We start from the raw sequence: 23,194 nt of genomic DNA on the forward strand, positions 1-23,194 counted from the left end.
ATAATCACATCTATTGGTTATTTACACTGTAGAGTGTTAAAAGCTTAATACACTTGATAATCGTGAACGATTGGATAAACCAGATATTAGTAATGATCGACAGATCAGCAAAGGAATACAGCTCATGAACATGAAACCACGTCCTATCGTGACGATGATTAAAGTATTAAGTTTAACGATGGCTGCAACCAGCGTTCCAGCGCTAGCAGCGAGCAGTTACGCAGATCAAATAGCAGGTTCTAGCTTTGGTACCAGTGCTAATAATGCGAGCCAAGATCAAAATCGCAATAATATTAATGTCTCAACCCAAGCTTTTGCTGGTGGTGTTCTAGGGCAAGGAGCGACGCAAGAGGCGGTTAACTCAGCAAGCTTGCCTAGTCAGTCGGTTATCAATACGACGCGCCCTTATCAAGATATCAATACTAAAGACTTAATGTTTGGTGAGCAGCTGTTCCGTGGTGCATTTTCAACGACTTCGGGCTCTACCTTTAATGATAGCTATTCGATTAATCCTGGTGATAATGTACAGGTACGCATGTGGGGTGCCTATCAATACGCCTCAACGATGACAGTCGATCCACAAGGCAATATCTTCTTACCTAATATCGGTCCAGTTCGTGTCTCCGGTGTACAGAACGGCAACCTACAAAACGTAGTTAAAAGTGCTGTCAGTCGTATTTATCGCTCAAACGTTGGTGTCTATGCCTCATTAGAGCAAGCGCAACCGGTTAAAGTATTTGTGACAGGTTTCGTCAAGCAACCCGGTTATTATGGCGGGCTTGCGGCAGATTCAGTATTGTCATATTTAGATCGGGCAGGCGGTGTTGATCCGACTCGTGGTAGCTATATCGATATTCAAATAAAACGTAATGGTCAGTTGCTACAGCAAGTTAACCTTTATGATTTTCTATTAGCAGGTAAGCTACAGTCATTCGCATTTCGAGATGGTGATGTGATTACTGTTGCACCGCAGAAAAAGACGTTTGTAGTTGGCGGGCAAGTTCAGAACGAATATACTTTTGAGTTTGATGTCAATGACTTGACCATTGGTGACGTATTGCAAGTTGCCAGTCCCGCAGCGAATGCCACCAACGTTAGTATTACTCGTAGTGCAGGACGCGCGCAGACGGCAGAGTATTATTCACTTGCTGACGCCCAAAACGTTCCTGTCTATAATGGCGATCAGATGGTAGTGACCTCAGACCGTTATGCAGGTACTATCGCGGTACAAGTCAAAGGCGCTCATACTGGTAATGGTGCAATGGTCGTACCTTACGGCGCACGCCTGAAAGATATCGTGCCAAAATTACAACCGAGCCCGTTAGCGAAGCTGACCCATTTGACTATTTACCGTCAATCAGTGGCTGAGCAGCAAAAACGCATGATTAATGAGTCGCTTGATCGCTTAGAAGAATTAACGCTGGCTACTCAATCAACGACGCGTGAAGAGGCAGCGTTACGCCAAGATGATGCCAATTTAGTTAAACAATTCGTGGCTAAAGCACGTAGTGTAAAGACTGATGGTCGAATAGTGGTCGTACCAAACTCTTGGCAGGATATTATTCTCCAGCAGGGCGATATCATTGAAATACCTGCGCAAACGTCAGTGATTACCGTCAACGGTCAAGTGCGAGCACAAGGTGCGTTGACCTTTAATCCAGACTTTACGGTTGGCGATTATATTGCTAATTCAGGTGGCTTTGGGGATAATGCCGATACTAAAGAGATTCTGATTATTCATCAAAATGGTGCAAACGAAGTGGTCAATACTGCTTATCGTATTCAGCAAGGTGATGAAATTATGGTCTTACCAAAGGTCAAAACCAAACGCGTAGAAATTACACGCGGAATCTCACAGATTGTTTATCAATTGGCAGTCGCGGCTAAAGTTATTTTAGACTTATAACTATTGATGCTAGATTCATAAGTTGAGGCAGAAATAATCAAAAAGGATATTAAAAATGGCAAAAAGCGTAGCATGTGAAGGCAAGTTGGTGGTAACTTCTACCTCTAATGATGCGCTACGTTTTTTGCCCGCTCAAAACCAGCTACCGAATAATCTAGCAGTAATTGGCAAAGGCATGTGTCGCAACAACGTATTGTTATCTCAGGTGCTAAAAGCAAACATTCAGCGCTGGTATCCATGGTCAGGTTTACAGCAGCATCTTAATTCGGATCTTGAGACACCTGACGCCTTTATTGGATGGGGTCATAAAAAGAGCTATCAACGAGCCAAAAAGTCTGCTGATCGTCAACAACTGACGACTTTAAGTATCGAAGATGGCTTTTTACGCTCATTAGATTCTGGTATTAGCAGTCGTCATGGATTAAGCGTAGTTGTCGATGATGTGGGTATTTACTTTGATTTAATGCAAACCTCACGCCTTGAGCAGTTAATCGTTGCGCGTGCCAAAGAATGCTCTAACGCTGATAGCAATGTCTTAGATAAAAAACATGCTCTGCAGTTGATGACACGTATTTGCGAAGAGAAACTAAGTAAATATAATGCTGTGATTACTTGTCCGTCATTAGATAAACTGATTGCTGAAGAAAACGGTCACATAGAACAAGACTCGTTAAAATCGCATGTGTTATTGATTGATCAAGTCGCTGGCGATGCCTCCATCAAAGGTGCTGGTGCGGATAAAAACCAGTTTAAGCGAATGCTAAAGGCTGCTTGTCGCAATCATCCTGATGCTCACATTTGGATCAAGGCTCATCCTGCCGCAAAGTCAGGATACCTTACCAGCCTAAAATTACCCAAAAACGTCCAAATATTGACTCAAGCACTTAATCCTATTGGATTACTAGAGCAAGTAAGTGATGTCTATACGGTCAGCTCACATATGGGCTGTGAAGCATTAATGCTAGGCAAAAAGGTACATTGCTTTGGGGTTAATTGGTATAGTGGTTGGGGGCTTAGCGATGATAGTGGTGCACCAAAAAATTTACTCAAATCAGTCAAACAACGTCGTCAAACATTTGCAGCCACATTGCCGGCGGTTGAAGAGTCATTAAAACCATCAAAATCAGCATCATTATCTAAGCAATCTACTAAACGATTGAAAATCACTCAGCGACTGCGTAACTTGCGTAAAAAACAATCTTCTATAGCAGCTAATAGTACATTCAATGCGACGTTAGAGGCATTATTCTATAGCGCCTATATTGACTATAGTCATTATGTAGATCCAGCAACCAAGCAGGCTTGTGACATTGATACCGCGATTGAATGGTTAGTGACCAATCGATATTGGCAAGCACGCCTCGAAGGCAATTTAACGGTATATGAGTTCAGTCGCTGGAAACTACCTTTTGTGAAGGCTTTTGTTAATCTACCGCGCACGACATTATTCATTAAACCCAAACCGCGTCTAAAAAACTTGCTACATCCGGATCATTTTACAGTCTGTTACCAGCAGCCACTATTAGTCTGGGGCTTAGCTAAACGCCAGCAAATCCAAAAAAAGTTACAGAGCAAACTTGCGAAACAGCCAATGTCGGACATACCAACTATTTATTGTATGGAAGATGGTTTTATCCGTTCAAATGGCTTGGGTGCCACATTGTTAGCACCCTTGTCGGTTGTGATAGATAAGCAAGGTATCTACTATGATGCGACTCAGCCATCAGATTTAGAAACTTTATTGCGCAATTGTGAGACATTGACGTCAGGACAAAGTGCACGAGTACGGGAGCTTCAAGCCAAACTGCTTACTCAGCGAGTTAGTAAGTATAATGTTGGTACTGAGATTGATGCTGACATTGCTAATAAGGTTGGTTCTGATAATAAATTGAACGCTGTCAGTCAAAAAATGCAATGGATGCAGGATGCAAAGGTATCTGGTAAACCGCGCTTACTTATCGTTGGACAAGTAGAGGATGATTTATCGGTTCAGTATTGTGGTTCAGACATTAAAACCAATCGAGATTTGATTAAGCGTGTACGACGAGACAATCCTGATGCTTATTTAATTTACAAACCCCATCCAGATGTGGAAGCAGGACTGCGTACAGGCAGAGTCGAGGCAGAATGCTTACGGCAGGTGCAAGCGGTCGCTTATGATACAGCGATGCCTGATTGTTTAGAGTGTATTGATGAGGTACATACGATCAGTTCATTAACGGGCTTTGAGGCATTATTGCGTGGTTTAAAAGTCACTTGTTACGGTTTGCCGTTTTATGCAGGTTGGGGCTTAACGACCGATATTGATGCACAGTTATCGCCAAAATCTGACTATCTACATAGGCGCAAACGAGACACTACGTTATCACTTGAGCAACTGCTGCATTGTGCACTCATACGTTATCCACTATATCGCCTGCCTAAAGGCTATGGGCTTGCTCAAGTAGAACAAGTGATTGACTACTTATATCCGCCTAATAAGAATGCGAAGACTTTGCAAATTAAACAACATAGTAGTATAGCCAGTGCAACCAATAGTTCATCAGCGAAATTGTCCGAACTATCAGAAGTAACTGCTCATCTTAAACGTCGTACTGCCACGCGTTTTATGCAGCAGCGTCATAAATGGCAACAGCGCCTACGCAAAATTTCTCATTAATTTATGTCAAAATAAATCCATTACGACAAGTATGATTTTTTTCGGTATAATTTATGTACAATCTGGTTATTATCAGAAATTTTTCCGTTCAATTTAGTCTCATCCTTTATTCATTAATTAATGGTATGTAATATTATGGCAGCATCGATGCATCAATTGCTTACTCATCGACACGTTTTGCTGCTACAAGGAAAGATGGGCGGGTTTTTTAGCCGTTTTGCTACGTTTTTGCAAACTCAAGATATTGAAGTGAGCAAAATTAACTTTAATGCTGGTGATGCATTTTTTTATCGCCATTCTAATGCTCATGAATATACAGGTACTTTGGCGCAGTTCTCATCTTGGCTGCAAGCTTTTATTGTCGAACATGGTATTGATGCGATTGTCTGTTTTGGTGATTGTCGTCCTCATCATACACAGGCTGCCTGCTTAAGTGAAAAACTAGGCATATCCTTTTTTGTATTTGAAGAAGGCTATTTACGTCCTGATTATATTACCCTGCAAGAGCACGGCATCAATGGTTATTCGCGCTTAAATATAGCGGATATTAAGGCACTCAAAAAAGCCAATGATAAACCACTGTATACGCATAATCGCTTTTATCGATTGAGTATCGCCGCCATTGTTTATTACATTATTACTAGACTATATAAATCGCGCTATCCGCATTATTCCCATTATCGCGGGATGACAGCATGGCAAGAAGCGATAGCTTGGCTAAAAGCACCTTGGCGTAAGCTATGTGGTTATCTACCCGATAAAAAGCTACAAAAGCAGCTAATCACCCAAGCAGACAACAACTATTTCTTGGTTAGCTTGCAGGTACATAATGACTCGCAAATTACTCATCATAGTGGTTACCGTGATGTGGTGCAGTTCATTGACGAGGTGATCGCTAGTTTTGCAGAATATGCTGACACAACGCAGATGCTGGTATTTAAGCATCATCCGTTAGATCGTGGTCACCGTGATTATCGTGAGTTGGTGGCAAGCCTAGCAGCACGTTATCAAGTTAAATCAAGAGTGTTTTATGGTTGTGATATGCACTTGCCAACACTTATGAAGCATAGTATCGGTATGGTGACTATCAATAGTACAACGGGTCTGCAGTCGGTGTACCATAAAAAACCTACCAAAGTTATGGGACGAGCCATCTACGATACCCCTAAGCTCACAGATCCTAAGACACTTGCGCAATTTTGGCAGCAGCCTACACATCCAGATAATGAGTTCTATCTAAGATTCCGTGAGTATCTGATTGAGCAAACTCAAATCAACGGGGCGTTTTACGGTAAATCGCCATGGATGTATAAGTACTTACCGCAGTCAGAGGCTACAGGCATAATGTCTGATACTGCTAAATAGTTCAGCAGCCATAGTCAGTAAATATCTGTCGATATCTTGCAGTAACTATTTTAGAGTTATAAATCTTTGAGTTATAAACCTTTAATTTAAAGCTTTCTATAACTATTAGCTCCATTCAGTCGTCAATTTTAGCTACGAATCAAATCCTTACCAATAAAATCGCCTTACTTTACAGTGGAAAACTGCTAGAATACGCTCACATGTCTGTGTATATCATCAAGCGTCATGAACAGTGGCTTTAATAATAAATGTTATTAACTTAGCTCTTTTTAAATACGCTTTAGTTACCACAATTGACACCACTAGTTTTTATTTTTTAAATCTTATTTCCAAAATTATTATCGCAATAATATCTAATAACCGTTATTTTTCCACTGTTGTTCAAGTACCGTTTGTTCAAGTATTTTTGTTCAGTAGCGGTTATCCAATCACCTTTTATTTAGTAGGCGCTTTGTGACTGCATTAGCCAATATTCGTAACTTTTCTATCATTGCCCACATTGATCACGGCAAGTCGACGCTTGCCGATCGCTTTATTCAGATGTGCGGTGCCTTGCAAGATCGTGAAATGCAGGCGCAAGTACTCGACTCCATGGATATTGAGCGCGAGCGTGGGATTACTATCAAAGCACAATCGGTCACCTTATTTTATGACCATCCAAATGGTGAGCGCTATCAGCTTAACTTTATTGATACCCCCGGCCACGTTGATTTTTCATACGAAGTTTCGCGTTCATTAGCTGCCTGTGAAGGTGCGTTATTGGTTGTAGATGCGGCGCAGGGCGTGGAAGCCCAGTCTGTTGCCAACTGCTATACTGCCGTTGATCAAGGCTTGGAAGTGATGGCAGTCTTGAATAAGATTGACTTACCACAAGTTGAGCCTGAGCGCGTTATCCAAGAGATTGAAGATATTATTGGTATTGACGCGGTAGATGCGCCGCGAGTATCAGCAAAATCTGGTCTTGGTGTTGATAAACTACTTGAAGCGTTGGTTGAGTTTATTCCACCGCCAACAGGTGATCGTGAAGCACCATTACAAGCATTAATTATTGATTCATGGTTTGATAGCTATTTAGGCGTTGTCTCGTTAGTACGTGTCCGTCAAGGTACTGTTAAAAAAGGCGATAAAATTTATATTAAATCGACCAAAGAGGCTCATCCAGTCAGCTCTATTGGCGTGTTTACGCCTAAACCTTTAGATACAGGGATTTTAGAAGCTGGTGAAGTAGGCTTTATTATCGCTGGTATCAAGGATATTGCTGGTGCACCAGTCGGTGATACCATTACGCATTCTAAGACACCTGACGTTGATCGTATCCCTGGATTTAAACAGATTACGCCGCAAGTCTATGCTGGTATGTTCCCTGTTGAATCTACTGACTTTGAAAAGTTTCGTGAAGCACTACAGAAGTTGCAAATTAATGATGCGTCGCTATTTTTTGAGCCAGATACTTCTGATGCGTTGGGCTTTGGTTTCCGTTGTGGCTTCTTAGGTATGCTGCATATGGAGATTATCCAAGAGCGCCTAGAGCGTGAGTATGACTTGGATCTTATCACCACTGCGCCGTCAGTTATCTATGAGATTGTAAAAAAAGATGGCAGCATCATCTATGTTGATAATCCATCAAGATTGCCTGAACCGAATAATATCGAAGAGTTCCGTGAGCCGATTGCTCGTTGTCAGATTTTAGTGCCGCAGGATTATCTCGGTAACGTTATGACTTTGTGTATTGAGCGCCGCGGTGTACAGGTTGATATGCGCTTTATGGGCAGACAAGTTCAGCTGATATTTGATATTCCGATGGGTGAGGTGGTGATGGATTTCTTTGATCGCCTAAAGTCAGTCTCGCGTGGATTTGCGTCACTTGATTATAACTTTGAGCGTTATCAAGTCGATAAATTGGTTAAAGTTGACGTACTTATCAACGGTGAAAAAGTTGATGCTTTAGCCATGATTGTGCACGAAACACAATCTCGTTATCGCGGTAATGCGCTGGTTTCCAAGATGAAAGAGCTTATTCCACGGCAGATGTTTGATGTGGCGATTCAAGCCGCTATCGGCGGCCAAATAATTGGACGTAGTACGGTTAAAGCCATGCGTAAAGATGTATTAGCCAAATGTTATGGCGGTGATGTCTCGCGTAAGAAAAAGCTGCTATCTAAGCAAAAAGCTGGTAAAAAACGTATGAAGCAAGTTGGTAATGTGGAGATTCCACAAGAAGCCTTCTTAGCGGTATTGCAGGTAGATTAAATAATCTGATAGCTGAGTTAGTAAGTAATCACTGCATGTAAGTCACTGTTTAAAACTCTAAATGACCATGACTGGCATGACAAATTGACATGGTCATAGAAGCAGATCTTTAATAGGCAAATTAGCATGGATTTTGATTTCAATTTGATTTTGGTGCCGTTAACTATAGCCTTAGGTTTTATATGGTTACTAGACAAGTTAACACTAAAACAGCGTAAAACACGTGGCCGCGGTAAAGAGAGCTTGCTAGTGCGCTGGGCCTATGACTTTTTCCCTGTATTGGCAGTAGTGCTGGTTGTGCGCTCATTTTTGATTGAACCTTTTAATATTCCATCATCGTCTATGGTGCCAACTCTATATACTGGTGACTTTATTGCCGTCAATAAATATGCTTATGGCGTACGCTTACCGCTCACCTATAATAAAGTACTAGATACTGGCTCACCAGAGCATGGTGATGTCATAGTATTTCGCTATCCTGAAAACCCTAGCATCTATTATATCAAGCGGGTAATAGGTCTACCGGGAGATACGGTCAGCTATAATCAGGGACAAATTGCGATTAATGATGTGCCAGTAGATACTAAGTCAGTGAATTTCGATGCTAACACTGATCTAACGGCGCAACTTTACCCAGCTGGTCAAGTGATGCCAGGTCAGGTACTGACTGAGAATGAAGCGACACAGATGGGGCAGCAAGAAGAAGACCAAGCACAATATTTTCAAGAAACTCAAGGTGAGAATAAGCATTTAGTGCGCTATCTTTCAGATATGAATAGTTCGCAATATGCACCGTTCTTACAGCAGCAATCGCCAGAAGTAGTCAGTTCAGCGGGGACAGAGTGGCAGGTTACTGTGCCTGATGGTGATTATTTCGTCATGGGTGATAACCGAGATCGTAGTGCTGATGGACGCTTTTGGGGCTTCGTACCCGATGAAAATTTAGCGGGTAAAGCGGTCTATATTTGGATGCATAAGCCACCAGGACTTAATCTTCCAACTTTCTCTCGTAATGGTTCAATTGATTGATTATTGTTTCTAATCAGTAACTGTTTTGTTTATTAGATATTATGCTAGTATTCATGCTGACCCTAATCAAAATAAAATTTATACTATATTTGACATATTAATCGTAGTGGATATGAAGGTACACAAACGGATAATAAAAAAATGAGATATAAAAATAGATAGGGCGGATAAAACAACTGGTTAGAATACATTAAATTAAATCATTAGAGGGGGCCTCATGGCGCACCAGTTAACGAGTTTGACGTCTCAGCGTGGGTCTAGTGTGACTAGTATTGTCTTGCTGCTAATTATTATTGTTATTGCTGGCAAATTGATTATTGCGATCATGCCTGCACAAGTTGGTGATTACCAGCTAAGCAAAACGTTAGGTGCGCAGTTAAAAGAAGCTAATAATAATGGTGAGACTGCAAAACAGTTCGTTGAACGTGTTAACCGTCAACTCTCTATTAATGCTGATTATGATACGACCGCTGAAGAAGTATTTACTTTTACCAATAACAAGACAGGTCAACTGGCCATTTATAAAGACTATGATAAAACCAGTAACTTTTTCGGTAATGTCGATATCGTTAATCGTTTTGAAGGTGAAATAAATGCTGCCTCGGTAGAGTAGGCATTCTCATAAGATTTTTACCAATTAACAATAATTCATAAGGGTCAGACGACTCTTGTGAAATAATTCTATCAATTATTTAAACGTTTAAATTACTAACATTAAAGGATAGCCAAAAGCCACGCATGAAATCAACTCCACAACAGTACCAAGCGCTGCCTGCCGCCAAAAAAAATAGCGCAACTATGGAGACTTTGCCAATCAGCTCAGATTTTATTCAGCGTCTGGAAGTATTGACACGCAAATTAGGCTACGTCTTTAATGATTTAAATCTACCAAAGTTAGCCTTAACGCATCGCTCGTTCGATAGCAAAAAAAACTATGAGCGCTTAGAGTTTTTAGGTGATGCACTTCTTGGAATGATTGTTGGCGAGGCACTATATCATCGCTATCCTAGTCAGAATGAAGGGCGTTTGACTCGTATGCGTGCCACATTGGTACGCCAAGAGTCCCTAGTTACCATCGCTCAGAACTTAGAGCTATCCAACCATCTGATCTTGGGTATTGGTGAACGTAAAGGTGGTGGACGTAATCGCGCTTCGATATTGGCTGATGCGGTAGAATCGTTGATTGGGGCTATTTATCTAGACAGCCAAGATATGGAAATCACTCGTAATTGTGTGCTGTCATGGTATGGTGACTTAATCGACAACGTTAATGACCAAAAAGCACTAAAAGACGCCAAAAGTCGTTTACAGGAATGGCTACAATCCAAACAGTTTGATTTGCCACACTATGAGTTGGTCGAAACCCGTGGCAATGCGCCTTATCAGATATTTGTTGTACGCTGTCAGGTGAATATTAGCAGTTGCCCTGATATCACTGAGTCTGGTGAGAGTCGCCGGATTGCTGAGCAAAAAGCAGCTGAACTAATGATCAATCAATTGCACAAGTTACCTGGCGCGCTTAAAAAACGTTAATAACTTAATTCCTAACGTTGATAACTTGTTCACCTGACTCGATTAAATATTAGATACTTGTTAAAGACTAACCTAATGGTTATCAACAACTTAATAAACAATACAGACCTTCAAATTTCTTTATTTCTAAATTGAAATTAGCCTAGTAAGTATTATTAACAGATTAAATATACTGCTAGGCCTATCATCAAAACTCCACAGGATTACCCTATGAGCAATCATACTGACTTGCCATCTACCCCCGAAGATAATGCCAATAATATGACAGAGAACACTGATACAAACCAAGCTACTACTGTAGAACAAGTAGAAAACACACAAGAAAGTAGAAAAATAGGAGAGTCGTTAACAGCTATTCAGCAGCAAGATAATGACGATGCCGACGAATCTGATAGCGATACTGATCTTGAAAATAACGATGCGATTGATGGGTTCTTTGCGCCAAGTAATAATGATGGCGTTGCTGAAGACTTTAAAGCAGGCTACGTAGCGATCATTGGTCGTCCAAACGTTGGCAAGTCGACTTTAATGAACCATTTGTTAGGCCAAAAGCTGTCGATTACCTCACGTAAGCCCCAAACGACTCGTCACCGCATTCATGGCATTTTGAGCACTCATGAAATGCAGGCAGTATTTGTAGATACGCCCGGTATTCATCGCAATGAAGTACGTGCTATCAATGAGCGTATGAATAAAGCTGCTGTATCAGCGCTGGTAGATGTAGATTTGGTATTGTTCGTGGTTGACTCAGACCAGTGGCGTGATGATGATTTATTGACCTTACAGAAACTTGGTGATACCAACTTAACTGTCGTATTGGTCATTAATAAAGCAGATACGTTAAAAGATAAAGGGTCTATTCTGCCACTGATTGAAACTTTCAGTGACAGCTTTGACTTTGCCGACATCGTACCGGTCTCAGCTCTAAAGAACCAAAACCTAGATCGTCTTGAGGAAGTTATTGCTTCGCACCTACCAAAGGCGACGCCAATTTATGACACTGAACAAATCACTGACCGCTCAGAGAGATTTTTAGCCAGTGAGATTATCCGCGAAAAAATTATGCGTAGCGCTGGTGATGAAGTGCCTTATGATTTAACCGTACAGATTGACGAGTTTAAAGATGAAGCGGCTCATATGGATCCTAAAACAGGTCGTCCACGTAAAGCATGTACTTTCATCGATGCAACAATATATGTAGAACGTAATGGCCAAAAAGCCATCGTGATTGGTGAAAAAGGTCAGCGTATCAAGCAAGTTGGTATGGACGCCCGTAAAGATATGGAAAAGTTATTTGATAAAAAAGTAATGTTAACTCTATGGGTAAAAGTCAAGCGTGGTTGGTCTGATGATGAGCGTGCATTAACAAGCTTGGGTTATTGATTAAACTAAACATCAAGTCTGGACATGATGTTGAGGTAACAAACAATGCGCAATGAAGCATTAATAGGTTATTTATTACATCAGCGACCTTATCAAGAAAAACGTGCGCTTTACTATTTGTTTTCCCAACAACATGGTGTAGTGCACGGTATTGGTAAAAAGGGTGCACCTCTCTTTGAGCCGTTACAACTGTTTGCAACGGGCAAGCGTGATTTAAAAACCTTTAGTCAGATTAATTTGATGCCAGCAGAGGATGACTCTACAGAGTCTACTACGGCCACTAAGCCATCATGTTATCAACAGATAAGCGGTCAGCAACAGTACGCTGCATTATATTTAAATGAGATATTGTGGAAGTTGTTGCCTAGCGAAGATCCAATGCCAGTATTATGGCAACATTATCAAAACAGCTTATTACAGCTAAAGCAGCCGTTAGCAGCGGATGCGTTGAGATTATGCTTACGCCAATTTGAATCTCATTTATTCGAAGAGCTGGGCTTTTCTTTAACGTTAACGCATGACAACATACTAGCACCTATTGAGCCTGATACTGATTATCGGTTTTTGTCTGATGTAGGTTTCGTCGCTACTTTTCAACCTGATAAAACGACAATTAATGCGTTACAAACAGTTTTCAGTGGGGCTGATATTATAAAAATGGCACAACTGGGCATTACTGACGCGACGCTAAGCAATTGGTCAAGGCTACATAGACATCTGATTGATCATCTGCTTGACTATCAGCCATTACAAAGTCGCTTACTATGGCAACAGCAGCAGCGTTACCAATAATAAAGCAGTCATTTGTTTAACATATAGCTGTTTAAATCAATATTAAATGTGACGCTATTTTAGCATTATCATCTATACGTCAATCAGATTTCGTTTTTAAAAGGATTTCTTATGGTCACCTCTTCACAAAACTCAGTAAACAGACCGCTATTAGGTGTCAACGTTGATCATGTAGCAACCTTACGTCAAGCGCGTGGTGTCAACTATCCTAGCCCTTTAGAGGCAGTATTATTATGCGAGCAAGCAGGCGCAGATGGCATTACTATACATTTACGTGAAGATCGTCGTCATATCCAAGACTCAGATGTGTATGAGATAGCGAGACAATTGACTACTAGGTTGAATCTGGAGATGGCAGCAACTTCTGAAATGCTATCTATTGCTTGCGAAGTTAAACCATTTTGGGTTTGCTTAGTACCTGAAAAGCGTGCGGAGCTAACTACTGAGGGAGGGTTGGACGTTGCAGGGCAAATCACTCATCTGAAAAAATACATCAATGAGTTACATGCAGCAGGTATTAAGGTCTCTTTATTTATCGATCCAGATGAGGTCCAAATTGCTGCAGCAGTTGCTTGTCATGCTGATGCTATTGAGCTGCATACCGGTACTTATGCCGAGGTAGGTTTGGCTGGAGATTTTGATGCGCAGAATGTTGAGCTACAACGTATTAAACAAGCAGTGATTGTCGCAAAAAATTTAGATGATAAATTGCTAATTAATGCAGGTCATGGTCTAACTCGTGACAATGTTAATGCGATTGCACAAATTGACGATATTTATGAGCTGAACATTGGGCACGCATTGATTGCCGATGCAATATTTGTAGGATTGTCGCAAGCAGTGACTATGATGAAAACTGCGATGTATGAGTGATTTTCTATACAGGGTTGAATCTGATAGTGACTAACTAATATTGTTATGATAGATGTTATATTTATAAACAGTCAGTAGGATGTGTATCATTAGGCTTGTATCTAATGATACCACCTTGATTAAATGAGATCTGATACATAGCTTGACCATAAGTTGAGCTTGGACAGTATTTTATATGACCAAAATGTCCACGTGGTTTACCGCTATCTCCCCAAAATTTAGTGTAATGGCGCTTATTTCCTACTCGTAAACTTAGGGTGCTGTATTTAGGGTTCAAAGATTCCTCTTTTAATAGCACATCAACCTGAACATCAAAATGCTTATTATTATTATTGTCTACAAATAATAGAAGCTTTTTATAGCTATCTCGGTGGCAACGCCCTCCTGAATTAGATAGGCAAACCAACAAATTCTGTCTTCTTATAAAACTCTCAGCTTTTGCTATCTTAAGCGTGGTCTCTAATTGATTTTTAATACGTTTAGCTTCCATACTTGCCAGTTGGGTTAAAATGGCTGGAGCTGCTATGGTAGCGATAATGGCTAAAATTGCTATTGTTACTATGAGTTCTACAAGATTAAATCCTTTTTGATTATAGTGTTTAGAAAGGTTTTTGATAGCTTTTAAATGGTCAATGACAATGAAATTAAGCAAACCAGGGTTTGATATCTGCTGAGTAGGGCATGGCGTATTATGTCGCTTAGTCATATATAGTCATTACCTATAATGATGGGTTTATTGTATGAGCTAACTTGATTGGACTTATAATTTTAAATAAATATTCATTCTTCTATTTTGCCTTATATAAAGCATTAGATTTCTAAAACGTACTGACTTCTCTATACTTACAAATTTTTTACATCGTTATCTTGGTTATTGAATCAAATAATGTTCATTGTTTTAATATAAACAAAATATAGTACAACTGTCAAAAAATGTTTCAATTAGTGAAAACACATCTTTTGTAATAGAGAAAAAAATACAATTGTATTAAACTGATGACAGACAATAGATACAACCAGAGTTACTTCTATTGCGAATTAGCATTCAAAAGACTAAAATTGCAACGTGTGTTAGTTCTTAGTAAAATAAGCAGGCTATTGTGTTTTAGTTGCAACACTATCGTGTAATAATGTGTAGCTGCCTAACGAAAAAAGTTGTAAACTTAATTGATAGTCGATAAGCTACTTCCTAATTAGTTTTGTTGTATAATTATGCATTCGTAAAAGATGTCTACTTTTATTACATCTTAGGAAGCGGTTTTGCTTAACGCATCACTCAAATCATCCTTTGGAGGAAGTCCATGAAATTGAATAAAATTGCTCTAGCTCTAGTTGCCGTAGCAGCTGCGCCTTTAGCAGCTAATGCTGGCGTTACTATTAGCCCATTACTACTTGGTTATCACATGACTGAAGAGTTCAGTGATACTAGTGACAAGCAGCGTGAAATCTTACGTACTGGTAAAAATCTTTATGTAAATGCTGACGGAAACAACATTGACGATGGCACACCTTTTAATGGTGCTAACGGTCATCCTAACAATGGCGGCGTAGCTAAAGAAAGCAGCCTTTATACTGGTGCTGCTCTAGGTATCGAGCTTACTCCTTCTACTCAGTTCCAAGTAGAGTATGGCGTAACAAGTGCTAACGGTGAAGCTTCTGAAGATTCTGCAGATGCTGGTGTTAACCGTTTTGATATCGAACAAACTATGATTTCTGGTAACTTCTTAATCGGTACTGAAGAATTTACTGGTTATACTGATAGTGCGTTCAAACCATATGTTCTAATTGGTGCTGGTCAGTCTAAGATTGAAGTTGAAAACCAAGAAACTTATGATACTGCACAAGGTTCTTCTGTAGGTCGTGTTGAGGCTGGTACTGAAGTTTCATCATCTAAAGATACTATCGGTAACCTAGGTCTAGGTGCTATGTATCGCATCAACGACGCTTTAAGCCTACGTGGTGAAGCTCGTGCGATTCATAACTTTGATAACAACTGGTGGGAAGGCATGGCTTTGGCCGGTCTAGAAGTTGTACTTGGTGGCCATTTATCACCAACAGTAGCAGTACCACCACAAGTTGAGCCTGAAGTTTCTGTTCCACCAGTAGTAATCGTTGAGCAAGACGTTGATTCAGACGGCGATGGCGTACCTGATAGCATCGATGAATGCCCAGGCACTCCAATGAACGTAGTAGTCGATGAGCGCGGTTGCCCAGTAGCAGTAGATATTACTGATGAGCTGAAAATGGAACTACGTGTATTCTTTGATAACGACAAATCAGCTATCAAAGACCAGTACAAAACTGAAATCTCTAAAGTAGCAGAGAAGATGCGTGAGTATCCTAACTCTAGCGCTCGTGTAGAAGGTCATGCTTCTAAAACTGGTCCTTCAGCACGTTATAACCAACGTCTATCTGAAGCCCGTGCAGTTGCTGTGAAATCTATGTTGACTAACGAATTTGGTATTGCTCCAAACCGTCTATCAACAGTTGGTTACGGTTATGACCGTCCAATCGCTCCAAACGATACTGAAGAAGGTCGTGCTATGAACCGTCGTGTTTATGCCATCATTACTGGTGACAAAACAATGACTGTTGAGCAAACTAAAGACATGGTTATTCAATAATATATAATCAGTTAGTTATGTTCTAAATTATAAAGTTACAAAAAAAGCTGCCTATTAGGTGGCTTTTTTTTGTTTAAGTACTCAGATAAATAACTTATTGCATAAATTTATAATGTAATAATGTTATACTAGCCGCCCAAACACTTTGTAGATTGACAAAGTGTACATTAGCATAGCTATCTGTACGATGGATTTATCAGTATAGAAATTCTACTTTGCCAGCATTTCTTATCCCACTACCCCTATTGCGTAGTCATTTGATAGTAAAGTAAAAATATCTATCTGCTTTATGATAAAAGTTTCTCCAGCGGCGCTTACTGCTACTGCATTTTATTAAGACAAAACGAGCATTTTATATGGCGAACGATATCAAACACCTGCGTAACATTGCAATTATTGCCCACGTTGATCACGGTAAAACAACGCTAGTTGATAAATTATTACATCAATCTGGCACTTTTGGCGATCGTGCAAACATTGCTGAACGTGCAATGGATTCAGGTGATATTGAGCAAGAACGTGGTATTACCATTTTGGCTAAAAATACAGCCATTCGTTGGACAGACAGCACTGACGATACTGAATATCGTATTAACATTGTTGACACTCCAGGTCACGCCGATTTCGGTGGTGAAGTTGAGCGTGTAATGTCAATGGTTGACTGTGTACTTCTAGTCGTTGATGCTGTTGATGGACCAATGCCTCAAACCCGTTTCGTGACTCAAAAAGCATTTGAGCAAGGTTTGAAACCAATTGTTGTTATCAACAAAATTGATCGTCCTGGTGCGCGTCCTGATTGGGTAATGGATCAGATTTTTGATTTATTTGACAACTTAGGTGCAACTGATGAGCAATTAGATTTCCCAGTTGTTTATGCATCAGCACTAAATGGTATTGCAGGTCTAGAAGCAGATAAGTTAGCTGATGACATGACACCGCTGTTTAAAACTATTGTTGATGTTGTACAGCCTCCACAGGTTGATGCAGATGCGCCATTCCGCATGCAAATCTCAAGCCTTGATTTCAATAGCTTCGTTGGTGTTATCGGTATTGGCCGTATCCAGCGCGGTAAAGTGAAAACCAACACGCAAGTGACTGTAATCGACAAGAATGGCAACACGCGTAACGGCCGTATCCTAAAGATTATGGGTTACCACGGTTTGGATCGTATCGAAGTAGAAGATGCACAAGCGGGTGATATCATCTGTATTACAGGTATTGATGCGCTTAATATTTCAGATACTATTTGCGATCCTAACCACGTTGAAGCATTACCAGCATTGACCGTTGACGAACCAACCGTATCGATGAACTTCCAAGTGAATAACTCACCGTTCGCTGGTCGTGACGGCAAGTTTGTGACCTCACGTAATATCCGTGAGCGTCTTGAGCGTGAATTGATTCATAACGTAGCATTACGTGTAGAAGATACAGAGTCTCCTGATAAATTCAAAGTATCAGGTCGTGGTGAGCTTCATCTATCTGTACTTATCGAAAACATGCGCCGTGAAGGTTTTGAGATGGGTGTTTCAGGCCCAGAAGTTATCGTTAAAGAAGTTGATGGTAAGTTACAAGAGCCGTATGAAAACGTTGTCTTCGATATTGAAGATGAGCATCAAGGTTCTATCATGGAGCAGGTTGGCTTGCGTAAAGGCGAGATGACCAATATGGAGCTTGATGGTAAAGGTCGTATGCGTATCGAAGCGACTATGCCTGCACGTGGTTTGATTGGTTTCCGCTCTGAATTCTTAACCTTGACTTCAGGTACCGGTATCATGACGTCAAGCTTCTCACATTACGGTCCACAAAAGATCGGTGATGTTGGTGGTCGCTCGAATGGTGTATTGGTTTCTATGGCAAAGGGTGTTTGCTTAGGTTTTGCTCTATTTAACCTACAAAAACGCGGTAAATTATTTGCTGAGCCACAGCTTGAAGTTTACGAAGGTATGATCGTTGGTCTTAACTCGCGTAACGATGATATGGCCGTTAACCCGACGACTGCTAAGCAGTTAACCAACGTTCGTGCCAGTGGTACTGATGAAGCGCTAACGCTAACACCAGCGGTTAAGTTTACGCTTGAGCAAGCACTTGAATTCATTCAAGATGATGAATTAGTAGAAGTAACGCCAAAAGCGATTCGTCTACGTAAGCGTTATTTGACTGAAAGTGAGCGTAAGCGTTATGGTCGTAAGAAAGGTGCTTAATATCAATCTTCATTGATAAAATAGTTAAATAATAAAAAGGGCTAACTCAATGAGTTAGCCCTTTTTGTTGGTTTTGTTTTTATTCTATTTTGCTTTAATCCGAGCTAAAATATTTAAAGTGAGAAGTTAGGTTTTAAGGTTGATTAACGATCACATAATCATTGGTATTAATCAAAATCTCTGATGGACGATCAACAACGATACGTACGACATTATCGTTAACACTTTGTGATTTATAAAAATTATCTTCAGCAACCGTACAACCTAAGCAGCGCGCCATAGCATCCCAAGGTTCAACGAATAGTTTTTGCTGAGCTTGATCAGCATTACCACCGATAAGGGAGAAGGGCAGGCTCACAAGATAAGCGGCGGTACCAGCGACTGCGGTGACTAGCTGTAAGGGCTTACCAACGACTGTATCGACTATCATCGTATCATAAGATGGGCCAAAGTCGCCCTCATCTATCTCTATCGCGGCCGAGGCAGGCTGTGTGAACGCTACAATGAAGCTTACGCTTAGAATAGCGGTAAGAAGCTTACTCTTAACAATGCGTTGGGTATTGGCATTAACAGTCATCATGATTTCCTAAAACGTGTAAGCGGTATGAATAATGAGCACTACTGGTTAAAAGTAATCATAAAACAGCATTGCTTACTTATTAAAGCAAGATGCGTGCCGATAAGCAACATAAAAGCACGTTACACTGTTTTTTGTCTTATATATTATGATAGAACTTTGTTTATTAAATCCGCTGACAACTTGGACAAAATACACTAGCGCGCCCATTGATTTTAATATTATCAAGCGCAGTATCACAATGCGGACATGATTCGCCTTGTTTACCATAGACGTTTAAAGTTTGCTGAAAGTAGCCAGTTTGACCACTTGCTACTGTGAAATCACGTAATGTTGAACCACCAAGCTTAATGGCTCGTTGTAGTATGACCTTAATATGATCAACCAAAATGACTATTTGATTGTAAGATAAGTTGTGCGCTGGGGTAGCAGGATGTATGGCTGCCAAATATAGACTTTCTGTCGCATAGATATTACCGACGCCAACGACAACCTGTTGCTCCATAATTACTGATTTGATAGCACGGGTGATAGGGCGTTTCTTAGTTTTCTTGTCCGTCGTTTCATCACCATTACTACGTTGAATCAGCTGGTATAAATAGTCAGCAGTGAAATCGGCTGATAACGGCTCAGGACCTAGATGATCTAAAAGCTTGGCACTATAATCCTTATACCATAACACAGCTCCAAAACGTCTCGGATCATGGTAATGTAGTTGCGACTGTATGCCGTTAGCATTGTCAAAAGTGATTACTAAATGATCATGCTTACGTTTATCAGTACCAACGGGATGTTGTTGCAAACTTCCTGACATTCCTAAGTGTATTATCAGCTTACGTTGACGTAAAGAGTTGCTCTCAGTCATAGTTTGACTGTTTTCTACAAGCTCTGCGTTCGGTATAAAGGTAAGGATTAGATATTTTGCGCGGCGCTCTACGTTCTGCAAAGTATAATCAATCAGAGCGTCTAAGTCGGCAGGCATAGGCCAACGCAATTTTGGCTGAAACACTTCTACAGCGGTTAGTCTTTGTTCCAATAGAGGCGCAAGACTGGTTTTAGTGGTTTCAACTTCAGGTAATTCAGGCATAGTAATTTTCTATAAAAATTTGGAAAGCATTAATTAAAAGTTAAGTTATCAGCTGCATATAACAATATTTTTTAAAATAGAGGTTCAGTTATGCAGGAGATATATTCATGATTAATGCATATATCTCCTGCATGACTACTGTTGATTATTTACCACTAGGCAACAGAACGACGCGCGTGCAGAATTCCCGGTTGCTGCTCAAGCTTGGCAAGTAGTTTGGATAAATGGGCTAAACCTGACACTTCAATATGGAACTTTAAAGAAGCGATATTGTCATCGGTACTTAGGGTTTCAACCTTACGTATGTTGACACTCTCTTTATCAATAACTTGGGTCAAATCACGTAGCAGTCCACGTCTATCATAGGCTTCAATATGGATATCAACGGGTTGATAACGACCGGATTTAGACTTCCAAGCGGCACTTATTTCTCGTTCAGGATCACGCTCAATCAAACGTATATATTCAGGGCAACCGCGATTATGAACACTAACGCCACGAGATAAAGTAATGTAACCAGAGATTGGCTCACCGTGCACAGGGTGACAGCAACCTGCTAGATTAATCTCAATATTATCAAGACCATCAATACAGATTTTATACGCGTCAAGCTTCCCTGTAGCTTTTGGGTCAACACTAGGTGCATATTCTTCTTTTTCTTTTTCAGGCTCAAGATGCAGCTGACGAGAAATATGTCCGGTCAGTTGATGCAGGCCTATATCTCCTGTGACTAGGCCTACGATAATATCGTCAGTGGTGTTGACGTGAAAGAACTGGGTGTAGTCATTCAAGTCAATGCTATTAGGATGTACTGACAGGCGCTCAAGCTCCTTACTAAGCATCTGTTTGCCAATTTCAATATTCTTATCACGGTCTTGCTTATTGAACCATTGGCGTAATTTAGAGCGTGCACGATTGGTATGGATATAACCGAGTGCAGCCACTAGCCAATCACGATTGGGCTCGCGTGATGCTTTAGTAATAATCTCAACTTGCTCGCCAGTTTTTAGCTGATAAGTGAGTGGCACATAGCGCTGGTTTACCCGAGCAGCTTGGGCGCGATTGCCTACTTGTGTGTGAACGTAATAGGCAAAATCGAGCACGGTAGCGCCTTTTGGTAGCTCAGTGATGTCACCGTCTCGGCTAAAAATATAAATCCTTTCAAGCTCATCGAAATCGACGATTGGCTCTTCATCTTCAAATTCGTTTAAACCATGATCATTAAAGTCACCATCTGTTTCTAGACCTGAGCGTGTTTGATTGCGTGTCTCATTATTAACAGATAGTAAATGACGTAGGGAGCTGATTCTTTGAGTTAGATAGCTATCTTTTTTCTTTTTTAGGCCTTCCTTATAATTGACATGTGCGCACATGCCAAGCTCGGCTTCAAAGTGCATGCCTTGTGTACGAATTTGTACTTCGAGTGATTTATTTTCAGCGATGACAGCCGTATGTAAAGAGCGGTAGCCATTCGGTTTTGGGTTAGTAATATAGTCATCGAACTGCTCAGGGATATAACGCCACAAGCCGTGTACCAATCCTAAAACATGATAACAATCTGATGGGTTTTCAACCAATACTCGCAGTGCTCGAATATCATAAAGCTGATCAAAAGATAAGCGCTTTAATTTCATTTTGCGGTAAATGGAGTAGATGTGCTTGACTCGTCCTGAAACATCAGCAGTAATATCAGATTCTGCTAAAGCCTCGTTGAGCTTGTCCTGTACTCGCTGAATATAATCCTCACGTTCGCTACGTTTTTCGGATAATAGCTTGGCAATCTCTTTATAACGCTCAGGAGCAAGGTAGCGAAAAGCTAAGTCTTCAAGCTCCCATTTTAGCTGAGCAATACCTAAACGGTGGGCCAGCGGGGCATAAATGGTCATTACTTCACGAGCTACACGTTGCTGGCGTTCCGGATTGGAAAATGACAACTCACGCATGGCAAAGGTACGTTCAGCAAGCTTAATAAGCACGACGCGCACATCGTTAGTCACTGAAATAAGCATACTGTAGATATTCGATAACTGGTCGCGCTGGTTATTAACGAAGTGATCTTCCAAGCGTTTGTTGCTCTCTATAATGGCAGATAGTTTTCCCATCGCCAAAGCGTCTTTAACTAAGGTCGCGATATCGGCACCAAAGTTTTGCTCGATTTCTACCAAACTGACTAGTGACTTACGTGCGCTACGATAGAGCATAGCCGCGACTAAAGCATCTTCGTCTTGATATAGATAGGTTAGAATATCCGCCATACCAATACCAGTAACATAAGCACCAGAACGCTCAGATTCGCTAGTGTTCATGCGACTGCGGATAAACTCGCAAGCAGTAGATAGATTAGGTACAGAGTCTTGACCAATACGTTTTGCAACGTTATCAAGCCAAGCAGGTACATCAATATTGGCTTGAGCCAAGTCATCGACATTGGATATTTCTGAGAGCATTTGAACGTTATCTAGAAGAATATGCTCTGAATATTCGTTTTCTAGCTTCGGATCATGGTTATGATAAGAATATCGGGCAGAGCGATCGAAAGTAGTATGGAGTTTGTGAGTTGCCAGCTGTTGTTTGATATCAAGCGGCACTTGAGCATAGCTATTAGCAGATTGATGAGAGCGCTGGCTGGCAACTAACTGTGCTGCCAATGCCGCACTATCAGCTTGCGTTGTTTGTCCATCAATCAGCGGTAAACCTTCTCGAATCTTTACCATAGCCCGCTCCTCTTAGCTATTTTCAAAATTTCTTATTGTCTTACCTGCTATGCACAAACTCTCGATCTAACCCGTAATAAATTATTATCAGATATAACCAACACCGCGGCAAAAGTCCATTTTTGCTAACGATGATAAAGAATTAATGCCCAGTATCTTAAGACTATAAGTGCAAATGCACACAATATTGTTTAACAA

Annotated in this window: 16 protein-coding genes; 12 read left to right on the forward strand and 4 right to left on the reverse strand. The window is 40.7% G+C overall.

What is annotated here, in order from left to right; all coding sequences use genetic code 11:
* The first annotated feature begins 124 nt into the window (after positions 1-124).
* The 10 genes from ACTQ9S_RS06705 to ACTQ9S_RS06750 all read left to right on the forward strand — a co-directional run bounded on the left by ACTQ9S_RS06705 (position 125) and on the right by ACTQ9S_RS06750 (position 13,790).
* Positions 125-1,906 (forward strand): polysaccharide biosynthesis/export family protein, encoded by a 1,782-nt coding sequence (locus tag ACTQ9S_RS06705; protein WP_350655460.1) that lies wholly within the window; start codon positions 125-127, stop codon positions 1,904-1,906.
* A gap of 55 nt (positions 1,907-1,961) precedes the next feature.
* Complete coding sequence (locus tag ACTQ9S_RS06710; RefSeq protein ID WP_440454491.1) at positions 1,962-4,565, forward strand: capsular polysaccharide biosynthesis protein; 2,604 nt, start codon at positions 1,962-1,964, stop codon at positions 4,563-4,565.
* A 135-nt stretch (positions 4,566-4,700) separates the two neighbouring features.
* Complete coding sequence (locus ACTQ9S_RS06715; RefSeq protein ID WP_440454492.1) at positions 4,701-5,930, forward strand: capsule biosynthesis protein; 1,230 nt, start codon at positions 4,701-4,703, stop codon at positions 5,928-5,930.
* Between the two features lie 453 nt (positions 5,931-6,383).
* Positions 6,384-8,180: a translation elongation factor 4 gene (gene lepA, locus ACTQ9S_RS06720; protein WP_440454493.1), complete on the forward strand. Its 1,797-nt coding sequence runs from the start codon at positions 6,384-6,386 to the stop codon at positions 8,178-8,180.
* 126 nt (positions 8,181-8,306) lie between these two features.
* Positions 8,307-9,209, forward strand: coding sequence for a signal peptidase I (gene lepB, locus ACTQ9S_RS06725; protein ID WP_440454494.1), 903 nt, complete (start codon positions 8,307-8,309; stop codon positions 9,207-9,209).
* Between the two features lie 217 nt (positions 9,210-9,426).
* Positions 9,427-9,822 (forward strand): DUF4845 domain-containing protein, encoded by a 396-nt coding sequence (locus tag ACTQ9S_RS06730; RefSeq protein WP_068034346.1) that lies wholly within the window; start codon positions 9,427-9,429, stop codon positions 9,820-9,822.
* A 125-nt stretch (positions 9,823-9,947) separates the two neighbouring features.
* Positions 9,948-10,742 (forward strand): ribonuclease III, encoded by a 795-nt coding sequence (gene rnc, locus ACTQ9S_RS06735; protein WP_068034348.1) that lies wholly within the window; start codon positions 9,948-9,950, stop codon positions 10,740-10,742.
* Positions 10,743-10,952: 210 nt separating this feature from the next.
* On the forward strand, positions 10,953-12,125 hold the full coding sequence (gene era, locus ACTQ9S_RS06740; protein ID WP_350655457.1) for a GTPase Era: 1,173 nt from the start codon (positions 10,953-10,955) through the stop codon (positions 12,123-12,125).
* A 45-nt stretch (positions 12,126-12,170) separates the two neighbouring features.
* The gene (gene recO, locus ACTQ9S_RS06745; RefSeq protein WP_440454495.1) at positions 12,171-12,917 is read left to right on the forward strand and encodes a DNA repair protein RecO; all 747 of its coding nucleotides are present in this window, start codon (positions 12,171-12,173) and stop codon (positions 12,915-12,917) included.
* Between the two features lie 111 nt (positions 12,918-13,028).
* Positions 13,029-13,790 carry a pyridoxine 5'-phosphate synthase gene (locus ACTQ9S_RS06750; protein WP_068325862.1) on the forward strand — a complete coding sequence of 254 codons (762 nt, stop codon included), beginning with the start codon at positions 13,029-13,031 and terminating at the stop codon, positions 13,788-13,790.
* A gap of 61 nt (positions 13,791-13,851) precedes the next feature.
* Here the strand turns inward: ACTQ9S_RS06750 and ACTQ9S_RS06755 are convergent, their stop codons facing one another.
* Positions 13,852-14,496 (reverse strand): GspH/FimT family protein, encoded by a 645-nt coding sequence (locus tag ACTQ9S_RS06755; protein ID WP_440454496.1) that lies wholly within the window; start codon positions 14,494-14,496, stop codon positions 13,852-13,854.
* A 595-nt stretch (positions 14,497-15,091) separates the two neighbouring features.
* Between ACTQ9S_RS06755 and ACTQ9S_RS06760 the strand changes: the two genes are divergently transcribed.
* Both ACTQ9S_RS06760 and typA read left to right on the forward strand, forming a co-directional pair.
* Positions 15,092-16,414 carry an OmpA family protein gene (locus ACTQ9S_RS06760; protein ID WP_440454497.1) on the forward strand — a complete coding sequence of 441 codons (1,323 nt, stop codon included), beginning with the start codon at positions 15,092-15,094 and terminating at the stop codon, positions 16,412-16,414.
* A gap of 356 nt (positions 16,415-16,770) precedes the next feature.
* Positions 16,771-18,618 (forward strand): translational GTPase TypA, encoded by a 1,848-nt coding sequence (gene typA / locus ACTQ9S_RS06765; protein WP_440454498.1) that lies wholly within the window; start codon positions 16,771-16,773, stop codon positions 18,616-18,618.
* A gap of 133 nt (positions 18,619-18,751) precedes the next feature.
* Here the strand turns inward: typA and ACTQ9S_RS06770 are convergent, their stop codons facing one another.
* The 3 genes from ACTQ9S_RS06770 to ACTQ9S_RS06780 all read right to left on the reverse strand — a co-directional run bounded on the left by ACTQ9S_RS06770 (position 18,752) and on the right by ACTQ9S_RS06780 (position 22,996).
* A complete protein-coding gene (locus tag ACTQ9S_RS06770; RefSeq protein WP_228138900.1) occupies positions 18,752-19,198 on the reverse strand; it encodes a hypothetical protein in 447 nt (148 codons plus the stop codon).
* Between the two features lie 163 nt (positions 19,199-19,361).
* Positions 19,362-20,282: a bifunctional DNA-formamidopyrimidine glycosylase/DNA-(apurinic or apyrimidinic site) lyase gene (gene mutM / locus ACTQ9S_RS06775; protein ID WP_440454499.1), complete on the reverse strand. Its 921-nt coding sequence runs from the start codon at positions 20,280-20,282 to the stop codon at positions 19,362-19,364.
* Positions 20,283-20,437: 155 nt separating this feature from the next.
* Positions 20,438-22,996, reverse strand: a complete 2,559-nt coding sequence (locus ACTQ9S_RS06780) for a RelA/SpoT family protein (protein WP_440454500.1) — start codon at positions 22,994-22,996, stop codon at positions 20,438-20,440.
* Positions 22,997-23,194: the final 198 nt, after the last annotated feature.

It is taken from the genome of Psychrobacter sp. ASPA161_9, assembly GCF_051970275.1.
Classification (GTDB): Bacteria; Pseudomonadota; Gammaproteobacteria; order Pseudomonadales; family Moraxellaceae; genus Psychrobacter.

What these genes read in the sequence shown, in the direction of transcription:
- ACTQ9S_RS06705 (WP_350655460.1), top strand. Translation starts at nt 125, where the DNA reads ATGAACATGAAACCACGTCCTATCGTGACGATGATTAAAGTATTAAGT.
- ACTQ9S_RS06710 (WP_440454491.1), top strand. Translation starts at nt 1,962, where the DNA reads ATGGCAAAAAGCGTAGCATGTGAAGGCAAGTTGGTGGTAACTTCTACC.
- ACTQ9S_RS06715 (WP_440454492.1), top strand. Translation starts at nt 4,701, where the DNA reads ATGGCAGCATCGATGCATCAATTGCTTACTCATCGACACGTTTTGCTG.
- lepB (WP_440454494.1), top strand. Translation starts at nt 8,307, where the DNA reads ATGGATTTTGATTTCAATTTGATTTTGGTGCCGTTAACTATAGCCTTA.
- ACTQ9S_RS06730 (WP_068034346.1), top strand. Translation starts at nt 9,427, where the DNA reads ATGGCGCACCAGTTAACGAGTTTGACGTCTCAGCGTGGGTCTAGTGTG.
- rnc (WP_068034348.1), top strand. Translation starts at nt 9,948, where the DNA reads ATGAAATCAACTCCACAACAGTACCAAGCGCTGCCTGCCGCCAAAAAA.
- era (WP_350655457.1), top strand. Translation starts at nt 10,953, where the DNA reads ATGAGCAATCATACTGACTTGCCATCTACCCCCGAAGATAATGCCAAT.
- recO (WP_440454495.1), top strand. Translation starts at nt 12,171, where the DNA reads ATGCGCAATGAAGCATTAATAGGTTATTTATTACATCAGCGACCTTAT.
- ACTQ9S_RS06750 (WP_068325862.1), top strand. Translation starts at nt 13,029, where the DNA reads ATGGTCACCTCTTCACAAAACTCAGTAAACAGACCGCTATTAGGTGTC.
- ACTQ9S_RS06755 (WP_440454496.1), bottom strand. Translation starts at nt 14,496, where the DNA reads ATGACTAAGCGACATAATACGCCATGCCCTACTCAGCAGATATCAAAC.
- ACTQ9S_RS06760 (WP_440454497.1), top strand. Translation starts at nt 15,092, where the DNA reads ATGAAATTGAATAAAATTGCTCTAGCTCTAGTTGCCGTAGCAGCTGCG.
- typA (WP_440454498.1), top strand. Translation starts at nt 16,771, where the DNA reads ATGGCGAACGATATCAAACACCTGCGTAACATTGCAATTATTGCCCAC.
- ACTQ9S_RS06770 (WP_228138900.1), bottom strand. Translation starts at nt 19,198, where the DNA reads ATGATGACTGTTAATGCCAATACCCAACGCATTGTTAAGAGTAAGCTT.
- mutM (WP_440454499.1), bottom strand. Translation starts at nt 20,282, where the DNA reads ATGCCTGAATTACCTGAAGTTGAAACCACTAAAACCAGTCTTGCGCCT.
- ACTQ9S_RS06780 (WP_440454500.1), bottom strand. Translation starts at nt 22,996, where the DNA reads ATGGTAAAGATTCGAGAAGGTTTACCGCTGATTGATGGACAAACAACG.